We start from the raw sequence: 17,688 nt of genomic DNA on the forward strand, positions 1-17,688 counted from the left end.
TCCGCCCACCACTTACCGCCACCCGGGCCACCCCCACGACCGCCACGCGCACTCCACCGGCCCCGCCGAGACCGCAGGCAAGCACCCCACCGAGCAGGCGCCCCCTCACTCCCCCAGCAGCCCGGCCAGGACCCTCGCCTCCGCAACCAACTTGCTGCGCCCACCACTTGCCGCCACCCGGGTCACTTCCGCAATGGCCCCGCGCGCCCCGGCCCGTCGGGCGCACTCCACCGCCGCCGTCAACAGCCCCGCCGCGCTGCTCGACGGCCGCCCGTCCAGCAGCGCGGGCAGGACGCCCGCCAGCACCGTCCAGGCGAGCCTCGGCGCGCCCGCGTCGGCCAGTTCGGTGCAGGTCGCGGCGAGCCGGCCCGGCTTGACCGCGCCGAGCCGCAGCAGCTCGCCGGTCTCCCGGCCGAGCGCCTGCGCGTCCAACTCGCCCTGCGCCGCCAGCGACAGCAGGGCGTCGACCACAGCGGTGCGGTCCTCGGGGAACCCCGCCCCGAGGCCGTACGCGAGGGCCTGGTGCACGGCGAACCCGGACGGGCCGCCCTGCTCGGCGAGCAGCGGCAGCAGCTGGGGGTAGCCGCGGACGGGCGTCGAACCGGCGGAGTCGGCGAGTTGGCCGATCAGGCGGACGGCGAGTTCCTCGCGGTGGTGCGGCAGGACGGCGAGCCAGCGCCCGTCCGGCATGCTGTGCTCCACCTCGGAGTGCCGGTGGAAGCGTTCGGTGGGGCCGAGCAACGTCCGCACCGCTTTCGGCACCCCGCCCTCCGGCCGCACCCCGGGCGCGCCGGCCCCGGGCACCCCGAGCAGTGCCAACTCTTCCTCGCCGAGGCCGGGTTGGTCGCAGAAACGGCGGTACTCGGCCATCCATACCCCGAGCCGCGCCGTCCCGGCGGGCACGAGTGCGGTGTCCTGCCGCCGCAGCCCACCGGCGCGCAGCCAGGCGGCGAGCGCCGCACCCGCCGGGGACGCGAGGCTGTCGTCCGCGGTGCCGTCGGGGACGGTGCGCAGCAGGGCCTGGGCGAGGTCCACCGGCCCGGGTTCGAGGCCGAGTTCCTCGTACCGGCGAATCCGCGCCACCAGCTCCCCGGGGTCGAGCGCGCCGTTGCGCCACGTGGGGGTGGCCAGCAGCAGCGGGACGGGGTCACCGGCCAGCCGCCAGGCGATCTCCTCCAGCCGGGCGGCGATCAACTCTCCGACTCCGCCGCGCAGTTCCCAGGTCCGGAACGGGCTGGCGTGCGCGAGCGTCAGTGACCGCCAGGCCCGTTGCTTGGGCAGCGCACCGGTGACGGCACCGGCGAGCACCCCGAGCGACCGCCACTCTCCGTCGGCGAGCACGGGGGCGAGCGCGGCGACGAGCGCCTCCCGGTCCTGCCAGGCGTGCCGGACCAGCCCGTCGAGGACCCGTTCGAACGCGACGCTGTCGCTGTCGGCGGCGGCCAGCGCGGCGGCGAGCTCCTCGGCGACCTCGGCGGGGCTGCCGAGCGGCGCGGGCATCGCGACCGGCCGGGGCGGCTCGGGCAGCCGGTCGTCCTCCGCTTCCTCCACCGACTCGACGTAGATACCGAGCAGTTGGGCGGCGGTCTCGGCGTGCGCGGGGTCCAACAAGTGGACCGCCGCCCGCAGCTCCACCATCAACCGGCCCCGCACGCCCGCGACATGACGCCCCGTCACTTTTAGTGCCTGGCCCTGGAGTTGCCGATCCGGGTGCCCGTAACACCGGGCCACGGCCCGCAGCGCGAGCTCGGGCGCTCGCGCCGCCACCCGGTCCAGCCAGGCCAGTTGAGCGCGGACGAGCTTCTTCTCCGGCCGGGCCAGCAGCACCTCCGCGGCTTCGGCCACGGTCGCGTCGTCGAGCCGTCCGGCCCGGTCGAGGGCGATCAGGCAGTCCTGCGCGTAGCCGGCGAGCGGCGAGGGGCCGTCCAGCAGTGCCGTCAACGCCCGCAGATTCGCCGCGAGTTCCTCCTCGGACGGGGCCAGCGCCCGAACCACCGCGAGGTAGCTCCGCAACTCCCCAGCCCCACCGCCGCGCACCAGCCGGGCAAATCCGCGAGCGATCAACTCGCCCCGGTCGATGACCCGTTCATCGGCGAGCCGGGCGAGAACGGCGGGCCAGCGCTGAGCATCCTCCTTGGCGGCCCACGGTCCGGACAGCTGCCCGGCGGTGTCGGCATCGAAGACCAGCGGGGCGAGGACGGCCGTGAAGCTGTCCCACACGAGCCGCCCGTACAGATCGCCCCCGGGCGGCAACTGCCCTGACCCGTACCGGGGCCGGGGGTCACCGCGGTCGGTCATCCACCCGACGACGAAGCCGGGTTCAGCGGGCGGCGGCGTATCGCTCACCCGCAGCAGATGCTCCGCGACGCGGTAGCCGGTGGACGGCCCCCACCCGTCCCGCCCGGCCGGCCGCCGGGCCAACCGCAGCGCCACCTCCCGCTGCCAGGTGACGTCCTGCCCCTCCAACAGGCCACCCAGCGGCGGCCGGTACCACCGCTCAACGTCTTCGAAGTCCCCGGACCCGATCCAGTCGGCCGCCCCGGACGGCGCGCTGTGACAGACCGCCCCGGCAACCAGCAGCGCGGTCCACGCCCCGCCCCGGGAGTACGTGCTCTCCCGCAACTCGCGCCGCAACGCCTTCAACCCGGCCACCTCGGCCCGCCGCTCCCGCGCCGTCAAGCCACCGACCAGCCGCGCGACTTCGTCGAACTCGGCCCGACGTATCGCCCCCACCAGGTCCGTCTCGGGCTGCTTCACTGTGTCTCCTCCGTCGTCATCCGCACCGCCAGCACATGGCTGCACGGCCCCCGGTCACCCCGGTGCCGCGCCCACCACTGGCACGTACAGCCCACCGGGCCGTCCGCGTCGACCCGGACGTGGTGGACGTGGTCACCAACCGCCACCACCCGCACGTCACCGGCCACCGGGCCTACCGCCCCTGCGGCGAGCAGCTCTCGGGCAGCCCGCAGCCGCGGATTGGCGTCCTCCACCCGGCCTGCGGCGTACGGGAGGCGGCGGTGGAAGTGGGCGGCGTCGGCGAGGTCGTAGCCGATCCGGCCGGCGGTGGCGAGGTGGGCCAGGGCGCCGCGGAGGCGGTCCGGTGGCAGCCCGGAGTCCGCGGTGAGGTCGGTCCGGGGCTCGGCGTCGAGCAGCGCGCCGAGCTCGAACGCATCGGCGGCGGACGACGCGGCGAGCTGGTCGAGCAGGGCGCCTTCGCCGGAGAAGCCGCGGGAGGCGTCGGGCGAGAGGGTCAGGGTGATCCGGCCGCCGGGGAGGGCGAGTTCCCAGGCGGAGGCGGTGGGGGCGGTGGGGGTGCCGGGCGGGCCGTAGATCCGCAGGCCGAGCGCGTGCCGCAGCAACGGGCGCAGCGCGGCGAGCCGTTCGGGGCCGGGGAGGCAGACGGTGCCGGGGGCGGGCCGGGAGGTGGCGCGCAGTCCACCGGCGGTGGGCAGGATCCAGCGGACGGTGCTGCGGCCGCCGGTGGGCAGGGTGCGCAGGAAGCGGACGGCTTCGGCGGCGGGCAGTTCGGCGCGCAGGTCGAACCGGGCGGTGAGGACCTGGGTTTCGGCGAAGCCCTTGAGCCAGCGCTGCGGCAGCGGCACCTTCCGTTCGATCAACGTGTCCGCGCCGAGGCCGACTTCGACCTCGTCCGTGCCGACGGCGAGGGTGAGCCGCTCGTCCGGAAGGCGCAGGCGCAGGGCTTCGCGCAGCGGGGCGCCGATGTCGATGTTGGTGGTGCCGTGGCCGGTTCCGGCGCCGTCGAGTCCTTCGGGCAGCAGGTCCAGCCGGGCGTGAACGCCGCCGCAGCCGGAGAAGGATTCGAAGCGCAGCCGGTCGCCGTCGGCGGTGACCACGGGGTCGAGCGAGGCGGCGGCGAGCGGGCGGTGGTAGCGGGCGGCGGCGACATCGGCGACGGCCAGCAGTGCGGCGGCGGCCGGTCCGGGGTGGCGGAGGGCGCCGTCGAAGAACGGGCCGTGCTGGGTGGCGAGGTCCAGGCGGTGCGGGCGCAGCGCGGAGGGCCGCGGGTACCGGAAGGTGTGTACGGCCGTGGTCATGCGCCGAACGCTAACGATCACCACCGACAATCGGCACAGCCCGACGTGACCCGTTCCACACTCAACCCGTACTGAAACGTGTTCTAGCATGTGCCGCGTGACCGCTTCCGCCGCTCTGCCGCCAGTTTCCGTATCCAGCCCGCCTTCCTTCGTCGAGCTGCTCGGCATCGAGGAGCTCGACGAGAACCTGTTCCGGGGTCACTGTCACGCGGGTGCGCCGCTGCGGGCGTTCGGTGGTCAGGTGGCGGCGCAGGCGCTGACGGCGGCGGGGCGGACGGTGGAGGCGGCGCGGCGGGTGCACAGCCTGCACGGGTACTTCCTGCGGCCGGGCGATCCGCGGCGGCCGATCGTCTACCAGGTGGACCGGACCCGGGACGGGAATTCGTACGCGACGCGGCGGGTGACGGCGGTGCAGCGCGGCGAGGTGATCTTCACCATGTCGGCGTCGTTCAAGCGGCCGGAGTCCTCGGGCGACCGCCAGCGCGCCATGCCGCCGGTGCCGGGGCCGGAGGAGCTGCCGGACCCGTACCCGGCCTGGCAGCACAACGCGCCCGAGGAGTACGAACGGTCCGCGATCTTCCACGCCCTGCAGATGCGCTTCGTCCCGGCGGACGCCCCGGGCCTGCCGCCCGAACTGCCGGGTGTGCCGCAGCAGTTCGTCTGGCTGAGGACGGCTTCCCGGCTCCCTGCGGACGATCCGCTGCTGCAGGTGTGCGCCCTCACCTACCTGTCCGACCTGACGTTGGCGTCCACCACCGCGCTGCACCTCCAGCCGCACCCGGTGCACCGGGTGACGGAGTCGCGGGTGGCGCTGGCCTCGCTGGACCACGCGATGTGGTTCCACCGTCCGTTCCGCGCCGACGAGTGGCTGCTGTTCGCGCAGCGCAGCCCGTCCGCGGCGGACGGGCGGGGGCTGGCGATGGGCGAGTTCTACGACCGGGACGGGGCGCTGGTGGCGTCGGCCGTCCAGGAGACGCTGCTGCGCGAGCTGCGCGCCAAGTCCCGGTAGCCGCACACCGGGGGCCGATGATCAACCGTCACTGAGCGGTGACCTGTCGCGTCATACCGCGGCGCGGGCCCGCCCCCTATCATGGTTCGGGTGACCAAGGTTGACCTGTCACCTCGTCCGGTGGAGGCGATGTCCCCCCGTCAGCTCGAACGCCGCGGCTCCCTCCTGTCCGCCGCCCTGGCTCTGGTGACCGAGATCGGCGTGGAGCGGCTCCAGATGAAACAGGTGTCGGAGCGTTCGGGAGTGGCCCTCGGCACGGCCTACCGGTACTTCTCGTCCAAGGACCATCTGTTGGCCGCCGCGATGGCGGACTGGCATCGGCTGCTGCTCGCCGACCTGGTGGGCGAGGTGGGGGCGGGGCGCAGTGCCTCGCCGACCGAGCGGGCGGTGCGGTTCGTGCGGCGGGGGATGCGGGCGTACCAGCGGCAGCCCGAACTGGCCCGGCTGCGGGTGGCGGTGGCGACGTCCACCGATCCGTTCGCCAGTGAGGCGTTGCAGGGGCTGGCGCGGGCGGACCGGGCGGCGCTGGGGGCGGTGCTGCCGGACGTGCCGTCGCCGTCCGGGGATCTGGTGCGGCACATGGTGGGGCACGCCTGGCAGGGCGAGTTGACGGCCTGGGTGACCGGCCGGACCACCCTGGACGACGCCCGGACCCGGCTGGAGGAGATGGTCCGGCTGGTGCTGGCGCCGTACGAACCACCGCCCGCCTGACGTCCGACCGCCCGTACCGGCTCTCGGCGTGCCGCCCTCGACGGTCGGACGTTTGTGGACATAGTGCCGCGTATGCCCACGCCTTCAGAGCCTTCTCCGGACCGTCAACCCGCGCCCGATCGCCGGTCCGCGCCGCCGGGCACCGACGCCTTCCCGCTGGACGGGGTGGTGTTCGGTGTCGGCGCGGCCGCCGTGCTGGGGGTGGTCGCCTGGGGGGTGTTCGCGCAGGACTCGCTCGGCCGGACGTCGGGGACGGCGCTGTCCTGGGTGCTGCACTCCTTCGGCTGGCTGTTCGTGGTGGCCGCGGACGTGTTCCTGGTGCTGGCGGTGGTGATCGCGGTGAGCCGTTTCGGCCGGATCCCGCTGGGCCGGGACGGCGAGCGGCCGGAGTTCTCGACGCTGGCCTGGGTGGCGATGATGTTCAGCGCCGGCATGGGCATCGGCCTGCTGTTCTACGGCGTCGGCGAGCCGCTCCAGCTGTACGCGCAGCCGCAGCCGGGGTCGGACATCGCGCCGCAGACGCCGGCGGCGGCGCAGCGGGCGCTGGAGTTCTCGCTGTTCCACTGGACGCTGCACCCGTGGGCGATCTACGCGGTGGGCGGCCTGGCGCTGGCGTACACCACGTTCCGCAAGGGGCGGGGCAACCGGATGTCGGAGGCGTTCGTTCCGCTGCTCGGCGAGCGCCGGGCGCACGGCTGGGCGGGCCGGGGGATCGACCTGCTGGCGGTGTTCGCGACGGTGTTCGGTTCGGCGACGAGTCTGGGCCTGGGCGCGATCCAGGTGGCGGGCGGTCTGGGGTACGTGACGGACGTCCGGGCCACCCAGGGGGTGGAGCTGGTCATCATCGCGGCGCTCGGCGGGGCGTTCGTGCTGTCGGCGATGTCGGGCGTGCACCGGGGCGTGAAGTGGCTGTCCACCACCAGCGTGGTGCTGGCGGCGGCGCTGATGGCGTTCGTGTTCCTGGTCGGCCCGACGGTGTTCGTGCTGGACGCGCTGCCGTCGACGGTCGGCGGCTATCTGTCGGACCTGGCGGTGCTGGCCACCCAGACGGGGGCGTTCACCGATGAGGACTGGCTGGGTTCCTGGACGATCTTCTACTGGGCGTGGTGGCTGTCCTGGGCGCCGTTCGTCGGCACGTTCATCGCCCGGATCTCGCGCGGCCGCACGGTGCGCCAGTTCCTGGTCGGGGTGCTGCTGGTGCCGAGCGGGGCGACCACGGTGTGGTTCGTGGTGATGGGCGCCTCGGCGATCCGCCTGCAGTCCACCGGCGCGGCCGACCTGGTGGCGACCATTCCGCGCGGCGCGGACGCCGGGCTGTTCGAGATGCTCAAGGCGCTGCCGCTGGGCTCGGTGACGACCGTGATCGCGGTGCTGCTGGTGATGCTGTACTTCGTCACCTCCGCCGACTCGGCGTCGCTGGTGCTGGGTTCGCTGTCCTCGCACGGCGCGCTGCACCCGCGGACCTGGCTGGTCGTGGTGTGGGGCGCGCTGATGGCGGCGGTCGCGGCGGCACTGCTGCTGGCGGGCGGGCTGACGGCGCTGCAGAACGCCACGATCCTGGTGGCGTTGCCGTTCGTGGTGGTGATGCTGGCGCTGTGCGTGGCGCTGCTGCGGGAGCTGCGCGCCGACCCGGCCGCCGGGCCCGCGCGGGCGCCCGGCGCGCACGGGCTGCGCGAGGCGGTCGGCACGGCCGTCGGCGACGAATACCCCGAGCGGTCTCGCCCGCAGGAGTGAAACGGCCGCGCCGCCGCGTCCGGCCTGGGCGGCCCGGGCCCCGTGCGGCATCTGGGCGGGGCGGCAACTCGTCTGCCTTTACCAAGAGTTCGTAATGGTCGGGGCCGCCCCGGGACGGTGGCAGGGTGGGCCGGGTCGGACTCCACGCCGAGCGGTGGCCGGGCGGCCGTCATCCGCCCGCGCCCGCCGGAGCCGGTCCGACAAGCCACGGCCTCCCGCGCCCACTTGCCCTCCCCTCGCGACCCCTTGTGCCCCGTCCGAAAGCCCCGCCCCCATGCGCCCGTTCTGCACCGCCCTCGACCGCGCCCTGCGTCGCCGTCTCGCCGCCGCCACCCTCGCCGCCTGCCTGCTGGGCGCCCTGCTGCCGGACGTGGCGGGCGCGATCCGGCACTGCCGTCCCGGCGGGGTGACGGTGCCGATGCTGATGCTGCTGGCGGCGATGTTCATCGGCGGGTTCGAGACCCGTGCGGCGGACGTCGGCCGGGCGCTGCTGCGGCCGGGGCTGCTGCTGGCCGGGCTGGGGGTGGCACTCGTGCTGCGGGCGGTGGTGCTGCTCGGCGCGGAGCGGGCCGCCGCCGGGTGCTGGCCGGACGTCCGGGAGGCACGCTGGCTGGTGGTCGGGCTGGCGCTGACCGCCGCGATGCCGGTCGCCGGCGCCGCCCAGACCTGGGGGGCCAGGGTCGGCGGGGACGCGTCGCTGGGCCTCGGACTGGTCCTGTCCACCACGCTCCTCAGCCCGCTCACCACCCCGCTCGGCCTGGCCCTCGCCGAGGGCCCGGAGAGCGGCGGCCCGCGCCGCATCCTCGACACGCTCGCCCACTCCGACGCCACCTGCCGGTTCATGGCGCTGTGGGTGGCGCTGCCCTGCCTGGCCGGGCTGCTCGCCCGCCGCCTGACCCGCCGCCCGCTGCGCGGCCGGCTGCGCGCCGCGCTGCTCCCCCGGCTGCGGCTGGCCGGCCTGCTGAACGCGCTCGCCCTCACCTACCTGAACGCGGCGGGCGTGGCCCGGGAGATCGAACTGCGGCCCGAGCCCAGGCTGGTCGCGGTCGCCGCCGGGTGCGGGGCGCTGGTCTGCGCGGGGCCGTTCCTGGCGGGCTGGCTGGCCGTCCACCGCTCCCCCACCGCACCGGCCGCCCGCACCACGCTGACCCTCGCCTCCGGCCTGAACAACACCAGCGCGGCGGCCGCCCTGGCCGGTACCCAGTTCGGCGGCCACCCCGCCGTTCTGCTGCCGATCTTCTTCTACGGCGCGGCCCAGCAGGTGCTGGCCTCGTTCCTTCCCGGCCTGCTGCGTACCCCTACCACCATGCGTCCGACCTGCGGCGATGCCGTGATGGAGGTTCCGACGCCAAGATCCCGTCGGGATTTCACCCGCGTTTCGTGACCGCGTAACGCCAAGCTGCCAGGCTCCCTGCCATGAACGCCCGCACTGCCGCGTCCGCCTCGGTTCCGCGCTTCCCCCTGCCCAAGCGCCACCGCCGAATGCTCGCCTGCGCCGCCGTCGCGGCCTCCGTCGCCCTGGGTTCCTTCGGCGTCGCCGCCACCGTGGAAACCGTCCGCCAGGGCCACGCCGTGAGCGCCGCGCAGCGCTGACGCTGGGCCGAACGAGTGGTGGACCCCCCCGGCCGCGTCCGATACTGAGGGCGACCGGCCCGAAGGGAGTCCCGCCATGGAGACCGGCACCGTGCGATGGTTCGACATCCACCACGCCTACGGCTACATCACCCCCGACGGAGGCGGCCCCGAGGTCGCCGTCTACTACGACTCCGTCCTGGCCCCCGACGACAACCGCTTCCTCCACCAGGGCCAACGCGTCCAGTACGACACCACCGTCCAGGAATTCCGCCCGGTCGCCGAACACGTCCGTCCGCTCACGCCTTGACGGTCCGGCCCTTGCCCGCCCGCCGTGCCTCGACCCGGCCGACCTGGCGCAGCGTCACCGGCAGCCCACCCTCCCCTCACACCGCCTGTCGGTCGCGGCCCTTCGTCGGCCGGGAGTGGCGGCCGGAGCCGGCGGCAGGCTGGAGTTCGGCGCGGGGGGCGTAGCGGGCGGCGGGGGCGCGGAGCAGCCAGTTGCGGCCGGCGGGGGCGGCGAGGCCCATGCGGTGGAGCAGGTCGAGTGCGTCGCGGCGGAATGCGGCGAGGTCGGCGAGGTAGCCGGCGTCCCAGCCGGCGCTCATGCCGTAGTCGTCGGTGATGTCGCCGAGGGTGCCGTCGATGAGGGCGTCGGGGATCAGGACGGCGGGCGGGGCGGTTTCGGCGTCGACCGGGCGGAGGTCTTCGACCAGGCGTTCGGCGAGGAGCAGCGCGGCCTGGGCGAGGGTGCCGGTGCCGGGGAGGGCGAGGTCGGTGAGTTCGTCGGCGGGGTCGAACAGGGCGATGCCTTCGGCGCGGATCTCGGCGGTGAGGCCGAGTACGTCGGCGAATCGTTCCGTCTCTGCGGGGCCGGCCTCACGCAGGTGGGCGCGTTCGGCGGGCGCGAGGTCGTCGAGCAGGACGACGGGGGTTTCGGCGAGCAGCCGCCGGACGGTCAATTCGGGCCCGACGGGCGGCAGTTCGGCTGCGGTGAGCAGGTCGGCGGCGAGTTCGGCGGGCAGTCGCCACTGGTCGAGCAGCGCCCGCACCGCCCCGGAGGGAGCGATCGGCTGCTCGCCGTGGGCGATCGCGGCCAGCGCGTGGACCAACTCGGCGTGCCCGGCGGGGTCGAGGCCGGGCAGGCCGCGGCCCGGCAGGGCGGCCTTGTGCAGGCGGGCGTGGGCGGGGCCGAGGGTGAGCCGGTAGCCGAGCAGGGTGTGGAAGCGTTCGGCGAGTGTTCCGGCGTGACGGCGGATCAGCGGGAGCGCGGCGCCGTGCGGGCCGTCGGCGGTGACCAGCGGGTGGGCGAGCAGCAGCCGGGCGGCGATGCGCAGTTCGGTGGTGGGGCGTTCGGGTTTGCGGTGCCGGCCGCCGCCGGTGGGGCGGGGGTCGGGCAGGGCGGGGGCTTCGCGCCGGATCCGGCGGTAGCCGAGCGGCCGGAACAGCGGCGAGGTGGCGTGGTGGACGCTCGGGCCGTGCCACCAGCTGGTGCCGGGGGCGGGTTCGGCCTGCTGGGGTGCGCCGCCGAGGTGCCGCGCACCGTGGGCGCCGAAGGCGGCGGAGGCCAGCAGCTCGGCCCGGGCGGGCGTGGCGGCGGCGAACCGTTCGGCCAACTGCCGTGCGGAATCGGCGAGTTCGGTTCCGTTTCGGGCGGATCCCGGGTACGGCTGCGCCGGGGCCGCAGGCCGTTTCGCCCCGCCCGCGCGTCCGATCCCCGTACCGCCGGTGGCCGCGAGGGCGCCGGCGGCTGCTTCAAGCCGCTCCATGTCGCCCCCAAGCCTAGACGCCGTTCGGAACACTACGCGTCGGTAACTACCTCTTCCGCCGCCCGCCACCGTCCCTTATGGTTCCGGCATGCCTGACCTACCCAATGTCGTGCTCTGGTCGATACCGGCCTTTGTGCTGCTCACCGTTCTGGAGATCGTGTCCTACCGGTTCCACCCGGACGAGGACGAGCAGGGGTACGCCGCGAAGGACACCGCGACCAGCCTGTCGATGGGCCTGGGCTCACTGCTGTTCGACGCCGGGTGGAAGATCCCGATCGTGTGGATCTACTCGTTCCTGTACGAGTTGACGCCGCTTCGGGTGCCGGTGCTGTGGTGGACGGTGCCGCTGATGCTGCTCGCCTACGACTTCTTCTACTACTGGTCGCACCGCGGCCACCACGTGATCCGGGTGCTGTGGGCCTGCCACGTGGTGCACCACTCCAGCAAGCACTACAACCTGTCGACGGCGCTGCGCCAGCCCTGGACGTCCGCCACCACCTGGATCTTCTACCTGCCGATGATCCTGGCGGGCGTGCACCCGGCGGCGGTGGCCTTCTGCGGCTCGGTGAACCTGGTGTACCAGTTCTGGATCCACACCGAGCGGATCGGCAAGCTGCCCCGCCCGATCGAGTACGTCTTCAACACCCCGTCGCACCACCGGGTGCACCACGCCTCGCAGGGCGGCTACCTGGACCGCAACTTCGGCGGCATCCTGATCGTCTTCGACCGCTGGTTCGGCTCCTTCGCGGCGGAGGCCGAGCAGCCGGTGTACGGACTGACCAAGAACATCACGACCTACAATCCGTTGAAGGTCGCTACCCACGAGTACGCGGCGATCGCCCGCGACGTGGCCCGTGCCACCACCTGGGGCGACCGGCTGCGCCACCTGGCAAAGGGCCCGGGCTGGCAGCCCGCGCCGCGTCCCGAGTCCCCCGCCGCCCCACCGGAGAGTGCCCCCGCATGAGTTCCGCCCGCGACCCGCGTACCACGCGGGCCCTGCTGATCGCCTTCGCCGTCGTCTCGGTGGCGCACCTGACGGCGATCGCCGTTCACGTGCCCGTCCTGCGGTACTCCACCAAGCCGCTGCTGATGCCGCTGCTGGCCGCCTGGGTGTGGGCGTCGGCGCGGCCCGGCACGCCGAAGCTGCTGATTCCGGCGCTGCTGTTCGGCGCGGGCGGCGACATCCTGCTGCAGGTCGGCGGCACCGCCGGGTTCCTGGCCGGCATGGGCTCGTTCGCGGCCGGCCACGCCTGCTACGTGACGATGTTCGTGAAGCTCGGCGCGCTCGCCGACCGCCGCCGCACCGCGATCACCGCGGCCTGCTACGCGGTGGCCTGGGCGACGCTGATCACCATGCTGCTGCCCGACCTGGACGCCGGCATGCGGATCCCGATGGCCTGCTACAGCCTGCTGCTGGCCTCCACCGCGGTGATGTCCTCCCGGATCGACTGGCGGGCGGGCGTCGGCGGCGCGCTGTTCCTGCTGTCCGACACGCTGATCGCCACCGACATCGCCGGCTGGAAGCACCTGCCCGCGCACAGCTTCCTGATCATGTTCACCTACATCGTCGGACAGTACCTGCTGACCATCGGCACCCTGGAGCGCACCGACGCCGCTCCCGCCCCGAAGACCGTCCCCGCGACGGCCTGAGCAATCCGAGAGGGGGGGGGGGGGGGGGGGGGGGGGGGGGCGGCCCCCCCCCCCCCCCCCCCCCCCCCCCCCCCCCCCCCCCCCCCCCCCCCCCGCGCCCCCGGGCCCCCCCCCCCCCCGGGGCGGGGCCCCCCCCCCCCCCCCCCCCCCCCCCCCCCCCTCTCGCCGTACCCGGGGCCCGCTCAGAGCGCCCGGTCGGTGGCCGTACCGCGCCGGCGCAGCAGCCAGAACCCGGTCACCCCGGCGGCCACCAGCCCGGCACCGGCCACCAGCCGTCCGGTGTCCATGCCGACCGAGCCGCCCACGCCGGTCTCCACCCCGCCGTGCGGGAGCTGCGAACCCTCCCACTCACCACCGGTGCTGGTGCTGCTGCCGCTCCCGCCGGCCGAGGCGGCCGCGATGGCGACCGCGCCGACGAAGCTGTCCCCGTTCGGGCACTTGCCGTCGATGCCCCAGGACGGGTCGTTGGCGGTGGTCCGCTTGGCGGCGGCGCCGGCCATCTCCTGCTCGGAGATGACGGTCGCGGTGCCCGAGTACTTGCCGTCCGGGCCGACGCTGAGCGTGGTCGAGCCGCCGGCGAAGGCCAGCGAGGACGCGGTGACGGACTTCGTCGAACTGCTGGCGCAGCTCACACTGACCGACACGGACTGCCCGGGCTGCGCCTGCGCCGGGCTGACCCAGGCGGGTTGGCTGCCCTTGGCGGACGCGGGGGCGGGGACGACGGTGGCCAGGCCGAACAGGGCGGTGGTGCCGAGCAGGGCGGCGGCGACGGTGCGCGTCGGGCGCATGCCGTACCTCCAGGGGGGATCGGTGCGGGGGCAGCGGCTGCGTAACCATTCCGCTACTCCTGGTCGCCGACCACGCTAGGCCAGGCCCACCGCGCCCGGCGACACCTCGGGGGCCGTTCGGGTCCTTACCCGAGCGGCCCCTTGGATCAGCCCTACTCGTTGCGGGCGGTCTCCGGACCGGTGATCCGGCGCAGCAGCGGCATGGTCGCGCCGATGATCGCCAGCGCGGCGGTCAGGCCGCCGATCACCGCCAGGTAGTAGCCGGCGCCGAGCGCGTGCAGCGAGTACTGCAGCTGCGAGCGCAGGAACAGGTCGGCGGCGAGCAGTCCGACGCCGATCGCCACCGCCGCCATCACCAGCAGCGGCACCACCGACTCCATCGCCACCACCCGGCGCAGCGTGCCCAGCGACACACCGGTCAGGCGCAGCAGGCTGAACGGGCGCTTGCGCTCGCTCAGGCCGCCGGCCACGCTGACGGCCAGGCTGCAGCCGGCGATCGGGAAGGTCGCCAGGATCACCACGTCGGCCAGCTGCTGGTAGCCGCGCATCTCCGACCCGGCCATCGCCCACGCCTCGCCCAGCGTCATCGCCTGCCGGATCGCCGGGTAGGCGGCGTCCACCATGGTGCGGGTCTGTTCGACGGCGGCGGGCGAGCCGTCGGTGTCCACGACCACGTTCAGCACGCCCATGGTGGCGAGCTGTTCGGGCGTGAACGGGGCGGCGGGCCACTCGCTGGCTTGCTGGTCGCGCCCGCCCCACCAGAGGCTCGGGACGTAGGCGGTCTGCGCGCCCGGCGCGCAGTGGCCGTAGATCTTGATCGGTTCCAGGTCGGCGCAGGCCACGACCTGCCGGGTGGTGGACGGGCCGTCGGAGGCCTGCACCTTCAGTGACTTGTCGGCCGGGTGCGCCAGGAGTACGTTCCGCACGCCCGGAACGGCGTGCAGCCGCTCGATCAGTTCGGGCGGGGCGGGCCTGCCCGTGAAGACCGGCTTGTAGTCGTCGCGGTAGCCCTGGCTCAGCTCGTTCACCAGCACGTTGTCGAAGCCCTGGCCGCCATGGGGGTGGTTGCGTTCGTCGGCCATCGTGGTGATGACGCCGAGCGTCGCGGTCATCACCAGTAGCGCCAGCACCAGCCCGCTGACGGCCCGGAACCCGGCGGCCGGGTTGTCGGCCAGCCGGCGCACCGCGATCAGGGTGGCCGGCCGCTGGGTGCGGCGGGCGATCAGGGCGGCGCCCTTCATGGTCAGCCACGGACCGGACAGCACCAGCCCGAGCGCGATCAGCAGGAACGAGGAGAGGTACCCCCTGACCTGTCCGGGCACCGAGTCCGGGTGCCAGATCAGGAACGCGGCCAGTTCCACCAGTCCGGCCACCAGCGGGATCACCCGCCAGGCCCGGGGCGGCTTCGGCGTCACCCGGCGGGTCACCCCGAGCGGGGAGATCTGCACCCGGCGCAGCGCGATCCGCGCGGCAACGGCGGCGGCCAGCGGGACGCCCAGCGCAACGCCGGCGATCTGGAGCGGCGTCAGGGAGACGTCGGAGGTGAAGAACCTGGAGCCGGTCAGCGCCATGTCCGCGACCGGGCCGCGCACCGCCAGGAACGGCAGGAACCCGAGCACCACCCCGACGACGGCGGCGACCGCCGCCTCCACCGCCGACACCACGGACACCTGACGGGGGGTCGCGCCGACCAGCCGCATCGCGGCGAAGCGCTGCTCACGGCGGGCGGCGTTCAGGCGGGTGGAGGTGCCGATCAGGATCAGCACCGGGAAGACCAGCCCACCGCTCACCACCGTGAGGATCAGGTCCACACCATCGGACTTGATGCCCACCACACAGTCCGCGCAATGGTCGGGCCTGGTGGTGGCCACCTTGTTCACCAGCGCGGCCTCGCTCAGCCCCTTCATCTCCTGCGGGGCCCGGCCGACCACCGCCAGCAGGCTGTCGGGCGCGGGCAGCGCCTCGTCCCCGAGAATCCCGATCCGGTGCCCGGGGAACCGGTCCCCCAGCTGCGCGGGCGGCATCTCGTCGACCATCCGCGCCAGCGCGGGCGACAGGTAGTACTCACCCGGCCCGGGCATCCGCGGCACCCCGGGCGAGAGCGCCGCCCGCGGCCCGGTCAGCGCGACGTCGATCCGCCCGATCTCCTTGCCCTGCACGGTGTCCCGCCGGGTCGACCACCACATCGGATCAACACCCGAGCTGCTCGCCTGCCCGTTGGCCCCTGCCGCCGCACCGGCGGTTCCCGAACCCGCCCCCGTCTCCCCGCCGGAGGCGGAACTCCCCTCCCCCGTCGCACCGCCGGAGGCATTCGCCGTCCCACTCCCGCCGTTGCCGGAGCTCCCCGCAACCTCCCGATTCGCGGGGAGCTGCTTGACGAACGGCGTGTTGAGCCAGGCGTTGCGCGCGTTCTGGGAGTGCACGCCGTTGATCGCGGCGAGCGTGGTGAACAGCAGGCCCACGCCGATGGCGACGGCGCCCGCGGTGATGGCGAGGCGGACGAGCGCTTCGCGGCCGCCGCTGACGGCCAGTCGTAGTCCGAGCCGTACCATGTCGAACCGGATCATGAGGTCAGCCGTCCGCTCAGCGAGGTGGCGCGGCCGTCGCGGACGATCGCCTCGCGGTCGGCGTAGGCGGCGATCCGGGCCTCGTGGGTGACCAGGACGACGGTGGTGCCCTGTTCGCGGGCGCAGCCGACCAGCAGGTCCATCACCTGCTCGCCGGTCAGGGAGTCGAGCGCGCCGGTGGGTTCGTCGGCGAACAGGACGCGCGGTTCGGCGACCAGTCCGCGGGCGAGGGCGACGCGCTGGGCCTGACCGCCGGACAGTTCGCCGGAGCGGCGGGCCTCCAGGCCGTCCAGGCCGAGCTTCGGGAACCAGCTGCGGGCCCGCTGGAGGGCGGCGTTGCGGCGCTGCCCGCCGAGCAGCAGCGGCAGGGCGACGTTCTCCTCGGCGGTCAACTCCGGTACCAGCTGGCCGAATTGGAAGACGAAGCCGAAGCTGTCGCGGCGCAGGGCGCTGCGTTCCTGTTCGCCGAGGTTGTCGATCCGGCGGCCGTCGAACCGGATCTCGCCGCTGTCGGGGGTGAGGATGCCGGCCAGGCAGTGCAGCAGGGTGGATTTGCCGGAGCCGCTGGGGCCCATGATGGCGAGGATCTCGCCTGCCTCGACGGCGAGTTCGGCGCCGCGCAGGGCGGGGGTCTCGCCGAAGGCGAGGGTGACGTCGTGGGCGTGGATCAGGGGGTCGGTCATTGCTTGGCCACCTCTGCGGCAAGGGCGTCGAGTCGGGCGGCGGTCAGGTCGATCCAGCGCAGGTCGGACTCCAGGTGGAACAGTCCGTGGTCGGCGAGGAGTGCGTCGACCAGGCTGCCGGAGCGCTTGATCTCGGTGAGTTCGCGCATCCGCCGCAGGTGGGCGGCGCGCTGGGTGTCGAGGTAGTGCTCGGCGTCGCGGCCGAGCATCAGGGCGAGCACGACCTTGCTGAACAGCACGGTCTGCAGGTGGGGTTCGGCGGCGACGGGCTCGCGCAGCCAGTCCTCGAACTCGGTGGCGCCGGTCTCGGTGATGACGTAGCGCTTGCGGTCGGGCCCGTCGCCGGCCTCGGGCTCCCCTACGACGACCTTCCCGTCCCGGGCGAGCCGCCCGAGGGTCGCGTAGACCTGGCCGAAGGGGAGCGGTTTGCCGCGCCCGAAGAAGGCGTCGTAGTCGCGTTTGAGGTCGTAGCCGTGGCTGGGCTCGCGTTCGAGCAGCCCGAGCAGGGTGAGTGGAACGCTCATGATCGAAAGAGTACGCCGGAGGTGTACTCCACGTCTATACACTCAGAGAATACTGACGCAGGAGTCTCCACCCACTAGCCTTGACCTGGGGTTTCACGAACAGGGGGACGAAGCGGTGGAGTTCACGAAGATGCGGCCGGACGGGGCGTCAGCCACCACGCGGCTCGGCGAACTGACGCTGCACCGGACGCCTTCGAGGCTGTACAGCGACCAGACCGAGCGCTGGCGGGTGGAACTCGACGGCCGCCCGCTGGCCGAGCTGCCCGGGTTCGGGCAGCCCGGCTTCCACGTCGCCGAACTGGCGCGCCGCGGCGTCGCCGGCACCTTCGACGCCGCCGAACTGCACATCCGCGCCCGCGGCCGCCACCTGCTGCGCTCCGGCCGCTTCGTGGAGTTCCGCACCGGCGACCGGACCCTGCGCTTCGTCCGCCGGGGGGTGATCCGCGCCGAACTCCTGGAAGACGGCCGGACGGTGGCCCGCTCCGACGGCCGGGCGCCGACGGAGCCCGACCGGCTGCACGTGCTCGCCGTCGCCCTGTACACCTGGGCGGAGCTGGACTACGTCAACGCCAATCCGCTGCTGGGCAGCGTCATCCTGTCGGCCGTCACCTCGTTCTTCTGACCGG

General features: G+C 74.1%; 16 protein-coding genes. 9 read left to right on the top strand and 7 right to left on the bottom strand.

Annotated features, from left to right (window positions below; all coding sequences use genetic code 11):
• Positions 1-105: 105 nt before the first annotated feature.
• Positions 106-2,757, bottom strand: coding sequence for a hypothetical protein (locus ACGFWJ_RS02050; RefSeq protein WP_392944266.1), 2,652 nt, complete (start codon positions 2,755-2,757; stop codon positions 106-108).
• On the bottom strand, positions 2,754-4,055 hold the full coding sequence (locus tag ACGFWJ_RS02055) for an SWIM zinc finger family protein (RefSeq protein ID WP_392944268.1): 1,302 nt from the start codon (positions 4,053-4,055) through the stop codon (positions 2,754-2,756). Before ACGFWJ_RS02055 ends, ACGFWJ_RS02050 begins: the two co-directional genes overlap by 4 nt.
• Positions 4,056-4,143: 88 nt before the next feature.
• Here ACGFWJ_RS02055 and ACGFWJ_RS02060 point away from each other — a divergent pair, with 88 nt between their 5' ends.
• The 6 genes from ACGFWJ_RS02060 (at position 4,144) to ACGFWJ_RS02085 (ending at position 9,391) form a co-directional block, all read left to right on the top strand.
• Complete coding sequence (locus ACGFWJ_RS02060; RefSeq protein ID WP_392944270.1) at positions 4,144-5,064, top strand: acyl-CoA thioesterase; 921 nt, start codon at positions 4,144-4,146, stop codon at positions 5,062-5,064.
• Positions 5,065-5,154: 90 nt separating this feature from the next.
• The gene (locus tag ACGFWJ_RS02065; RefSeq protein ID WP_392944272.1) at positions 5,155-5,775 is read left to right on the top strand and encodes a TetR/AcrR family transcriptional regulator; all 621 of its coding nucleotides are present in this window, start codon (positions 5,155-5,157) and stop codon (positions 5,773-5,775) included.
• Positions 5,776-5,847: 72 nt separating this feature from the next.
• Positions 5,848-7,509 carry a BCCT family transporter gene (locus tag ACGFWJ_RS02070; protein ID WP_392944274.1) on the top strand — a complete coding sequence of 554 codons (1,662 nt, stop codon included), beginning with the start codon at positions 5,848-5,850 and terminating at the stop codon, positions 7,507-7,509.
• Positions 7,510-7,783: 274 nt separating this feature from the next.
• Positions 7,784-8,893, top strand: coding sequence for a hypothetical protein (locus ACGFWJ_RS02075; RefSeq protein ID WP_392944276.1), 1,110 nt, complete (start codon positions 7,784-7,786; stop codon positions 8,891-8,893).
• A gap of 32 nt (positions 8,894-8,925) precedes the next feature.
• On the top strand, positions 8,926-9,102 hold the full coding sequence (locus tag ACGFWJ_RS02080) for a hypothetical protein (RefSeq protein WP_387634423.1): 177 nt from the start codon (positions 8,926-8,928) through the stop codon (positions 9,100-9,102).
• Positions 9,103-9,178: 76 nt separating this feature from the next.
• Positions 9,179-9,391 (top strand): cold-shock protein, encoded by a 213-nt coding sequence (locus ACGFWJ_RS02085; RefSeq protein WP_392944278.1) that lies wholly within the window; start codon positions 9,179-9,181, stop codon positions 9,389-9,391.
• Between the two features lie 76 nt (positions 9,392-9,467).
• On the opposite strand, the gene ACGFWJ_RS02090 is transcribed toward ACGFWJ_RS02085, so the two are convergent.
• Positions 9,468-10,697 carry a DUF2398 family protein gene (locus ACGFWJ_RS02090; RefSeq protein WP_392944280.1) on the bottom strand — a complete coding sequence of 410 codons (1,230 nt, stop codon included), beginning with the start codon at positions 10,695-10,697 and terminating at the stop codon, positions 9,468-9,470.
• A gap of 241 nt (positions 10,698-10,938) precedes the next feature.
• On the opposite strand from ACGFWJ_RS02090, the gene ACGFWJ_RS02095 reads away from it, so the two are divergent.
• Together ACGFWJ_RS02095 and ACGFWJ_RS02100 are read left to right on the top strand one after the other, a co-directional pair.
• Complete coding sequence (locus tag ACGFWJ_RS02095; RefSeq protein WP_387634433.1) at positions 10,939-11,814, top strand: sterol desaturase family protein; 876 nt, start codon at positions 10,939-10,941, stop codon at positions 11,812-11,814.
• On the top strand, positions 11,811-12,500 hold the full coding sequence (locus ACGFWJ_RS02100) for a lysoplasmalogenase (RefSeq protein ID WP_392944283.1): 690 nt from the start codon (positions 11,811-11,813) through the stop codon (positions 12,498-12,500). Before ACGFWJ_RS02095 ends, ACGFWJ_RS02100 begins: the two co-directional genes overlap by 4 nt.
• A 182-nt stretch (positions 12,501-12,682) precedes the next feature.
• On the opposite strand, the gene ACGFWJ_RS02105 is transcribed toward ACGFWJ_RS02100, so the two are convergent.
• The 4 genes from ACGFWJ_RS02105 to ACGFWJ_RS02120 all read right to left on the bottom strand — a co-directional run bounded on the left by ACGFWJ_RS02105 (position 12,683) and on the right by ACGFWJ_RS02120 (position 17,062).
• Positions 12,683-13,288 (bottom strand): hypothetical protein, encoded by a 606-nt coding sequence (locus ACGFWJ_RS02105; protein ID WP_392944285.1) that lies wholly within the window; start codon positions 13,286-13,288, stop codon positions 12,683-12,685.
• 152 nt (positions 13,289-13,440) lie between these two features.
• Positions 13,441-15,855 carry an FtsX-like permease family protein gene (locus tag ACGFWJ_RS02110; RefSeq protein ID WP_392944287.1) on the bottom strand — a complete coding sequence of 805 codons (2,415 nt, stop codon included), beginning with the start codon at positions 15,853-15,855 and terminating at the stop codon, positions 13,441-13,443.
• On the bottom strand, positions 15,852-16,538 hold the full coding sequence (locus ACGFWJ_RS02115) for an ABC transporter ATP-binding protein (protein ID WP_387859769.1): 687 nt from the start codon (positions 16,536-16,538) through the stop codon (positions 15,852-15,854). The genes ACGFWJ_RS02110 and ACGFWJ_RS02115 overlap by 4 nt, the downstream gene beginning before the upstream one ends.
• A complete protein-coding gene (locus ACGFWJ_RS02120; protein WP_387634446.1) occupies positions 16,535-17,062 on the bottom strand; it encodes a PadR family transcriptional regulator in 528 nt (175 codons plus the stop codon). The genes ACGFWJ_RS02115 and ACGFWJ_RS02120 overlap by 4 nt, the downstream gene beginning before the upstream one ends.
• A 115-nt stretch (positions 17,063-17,177) precedes the next feature.
• Between ACGFWJ_RS02120 and ACGFWJ_RS02125 the strand changes: the two genes are divergently transcribed.
• The gene (locus ACGFWJ_RS02125) at positions 17,178-17,684 is read left to right on the top strand and encodes a hypothetical protein (RefSeq protein ID WP_392944289.1); all 507 of its coding nucleotides are present in this window, start codon (positions 17,178-17,180) and stop codon (positions 17,682-17,684) included.
• Positions 17,685-17,688: the final 4 nt, after the last annotated feature.

Source organism: Kitasatospora sp. NPDC048407, from assembly GCF_043200475.1.
Taxonomy (GTDB): domain Bacteria; phylum Actinomycetota; class Actinomycetes; order Streptomycetales; family Streptomycetaceae; genus Kitasatospora.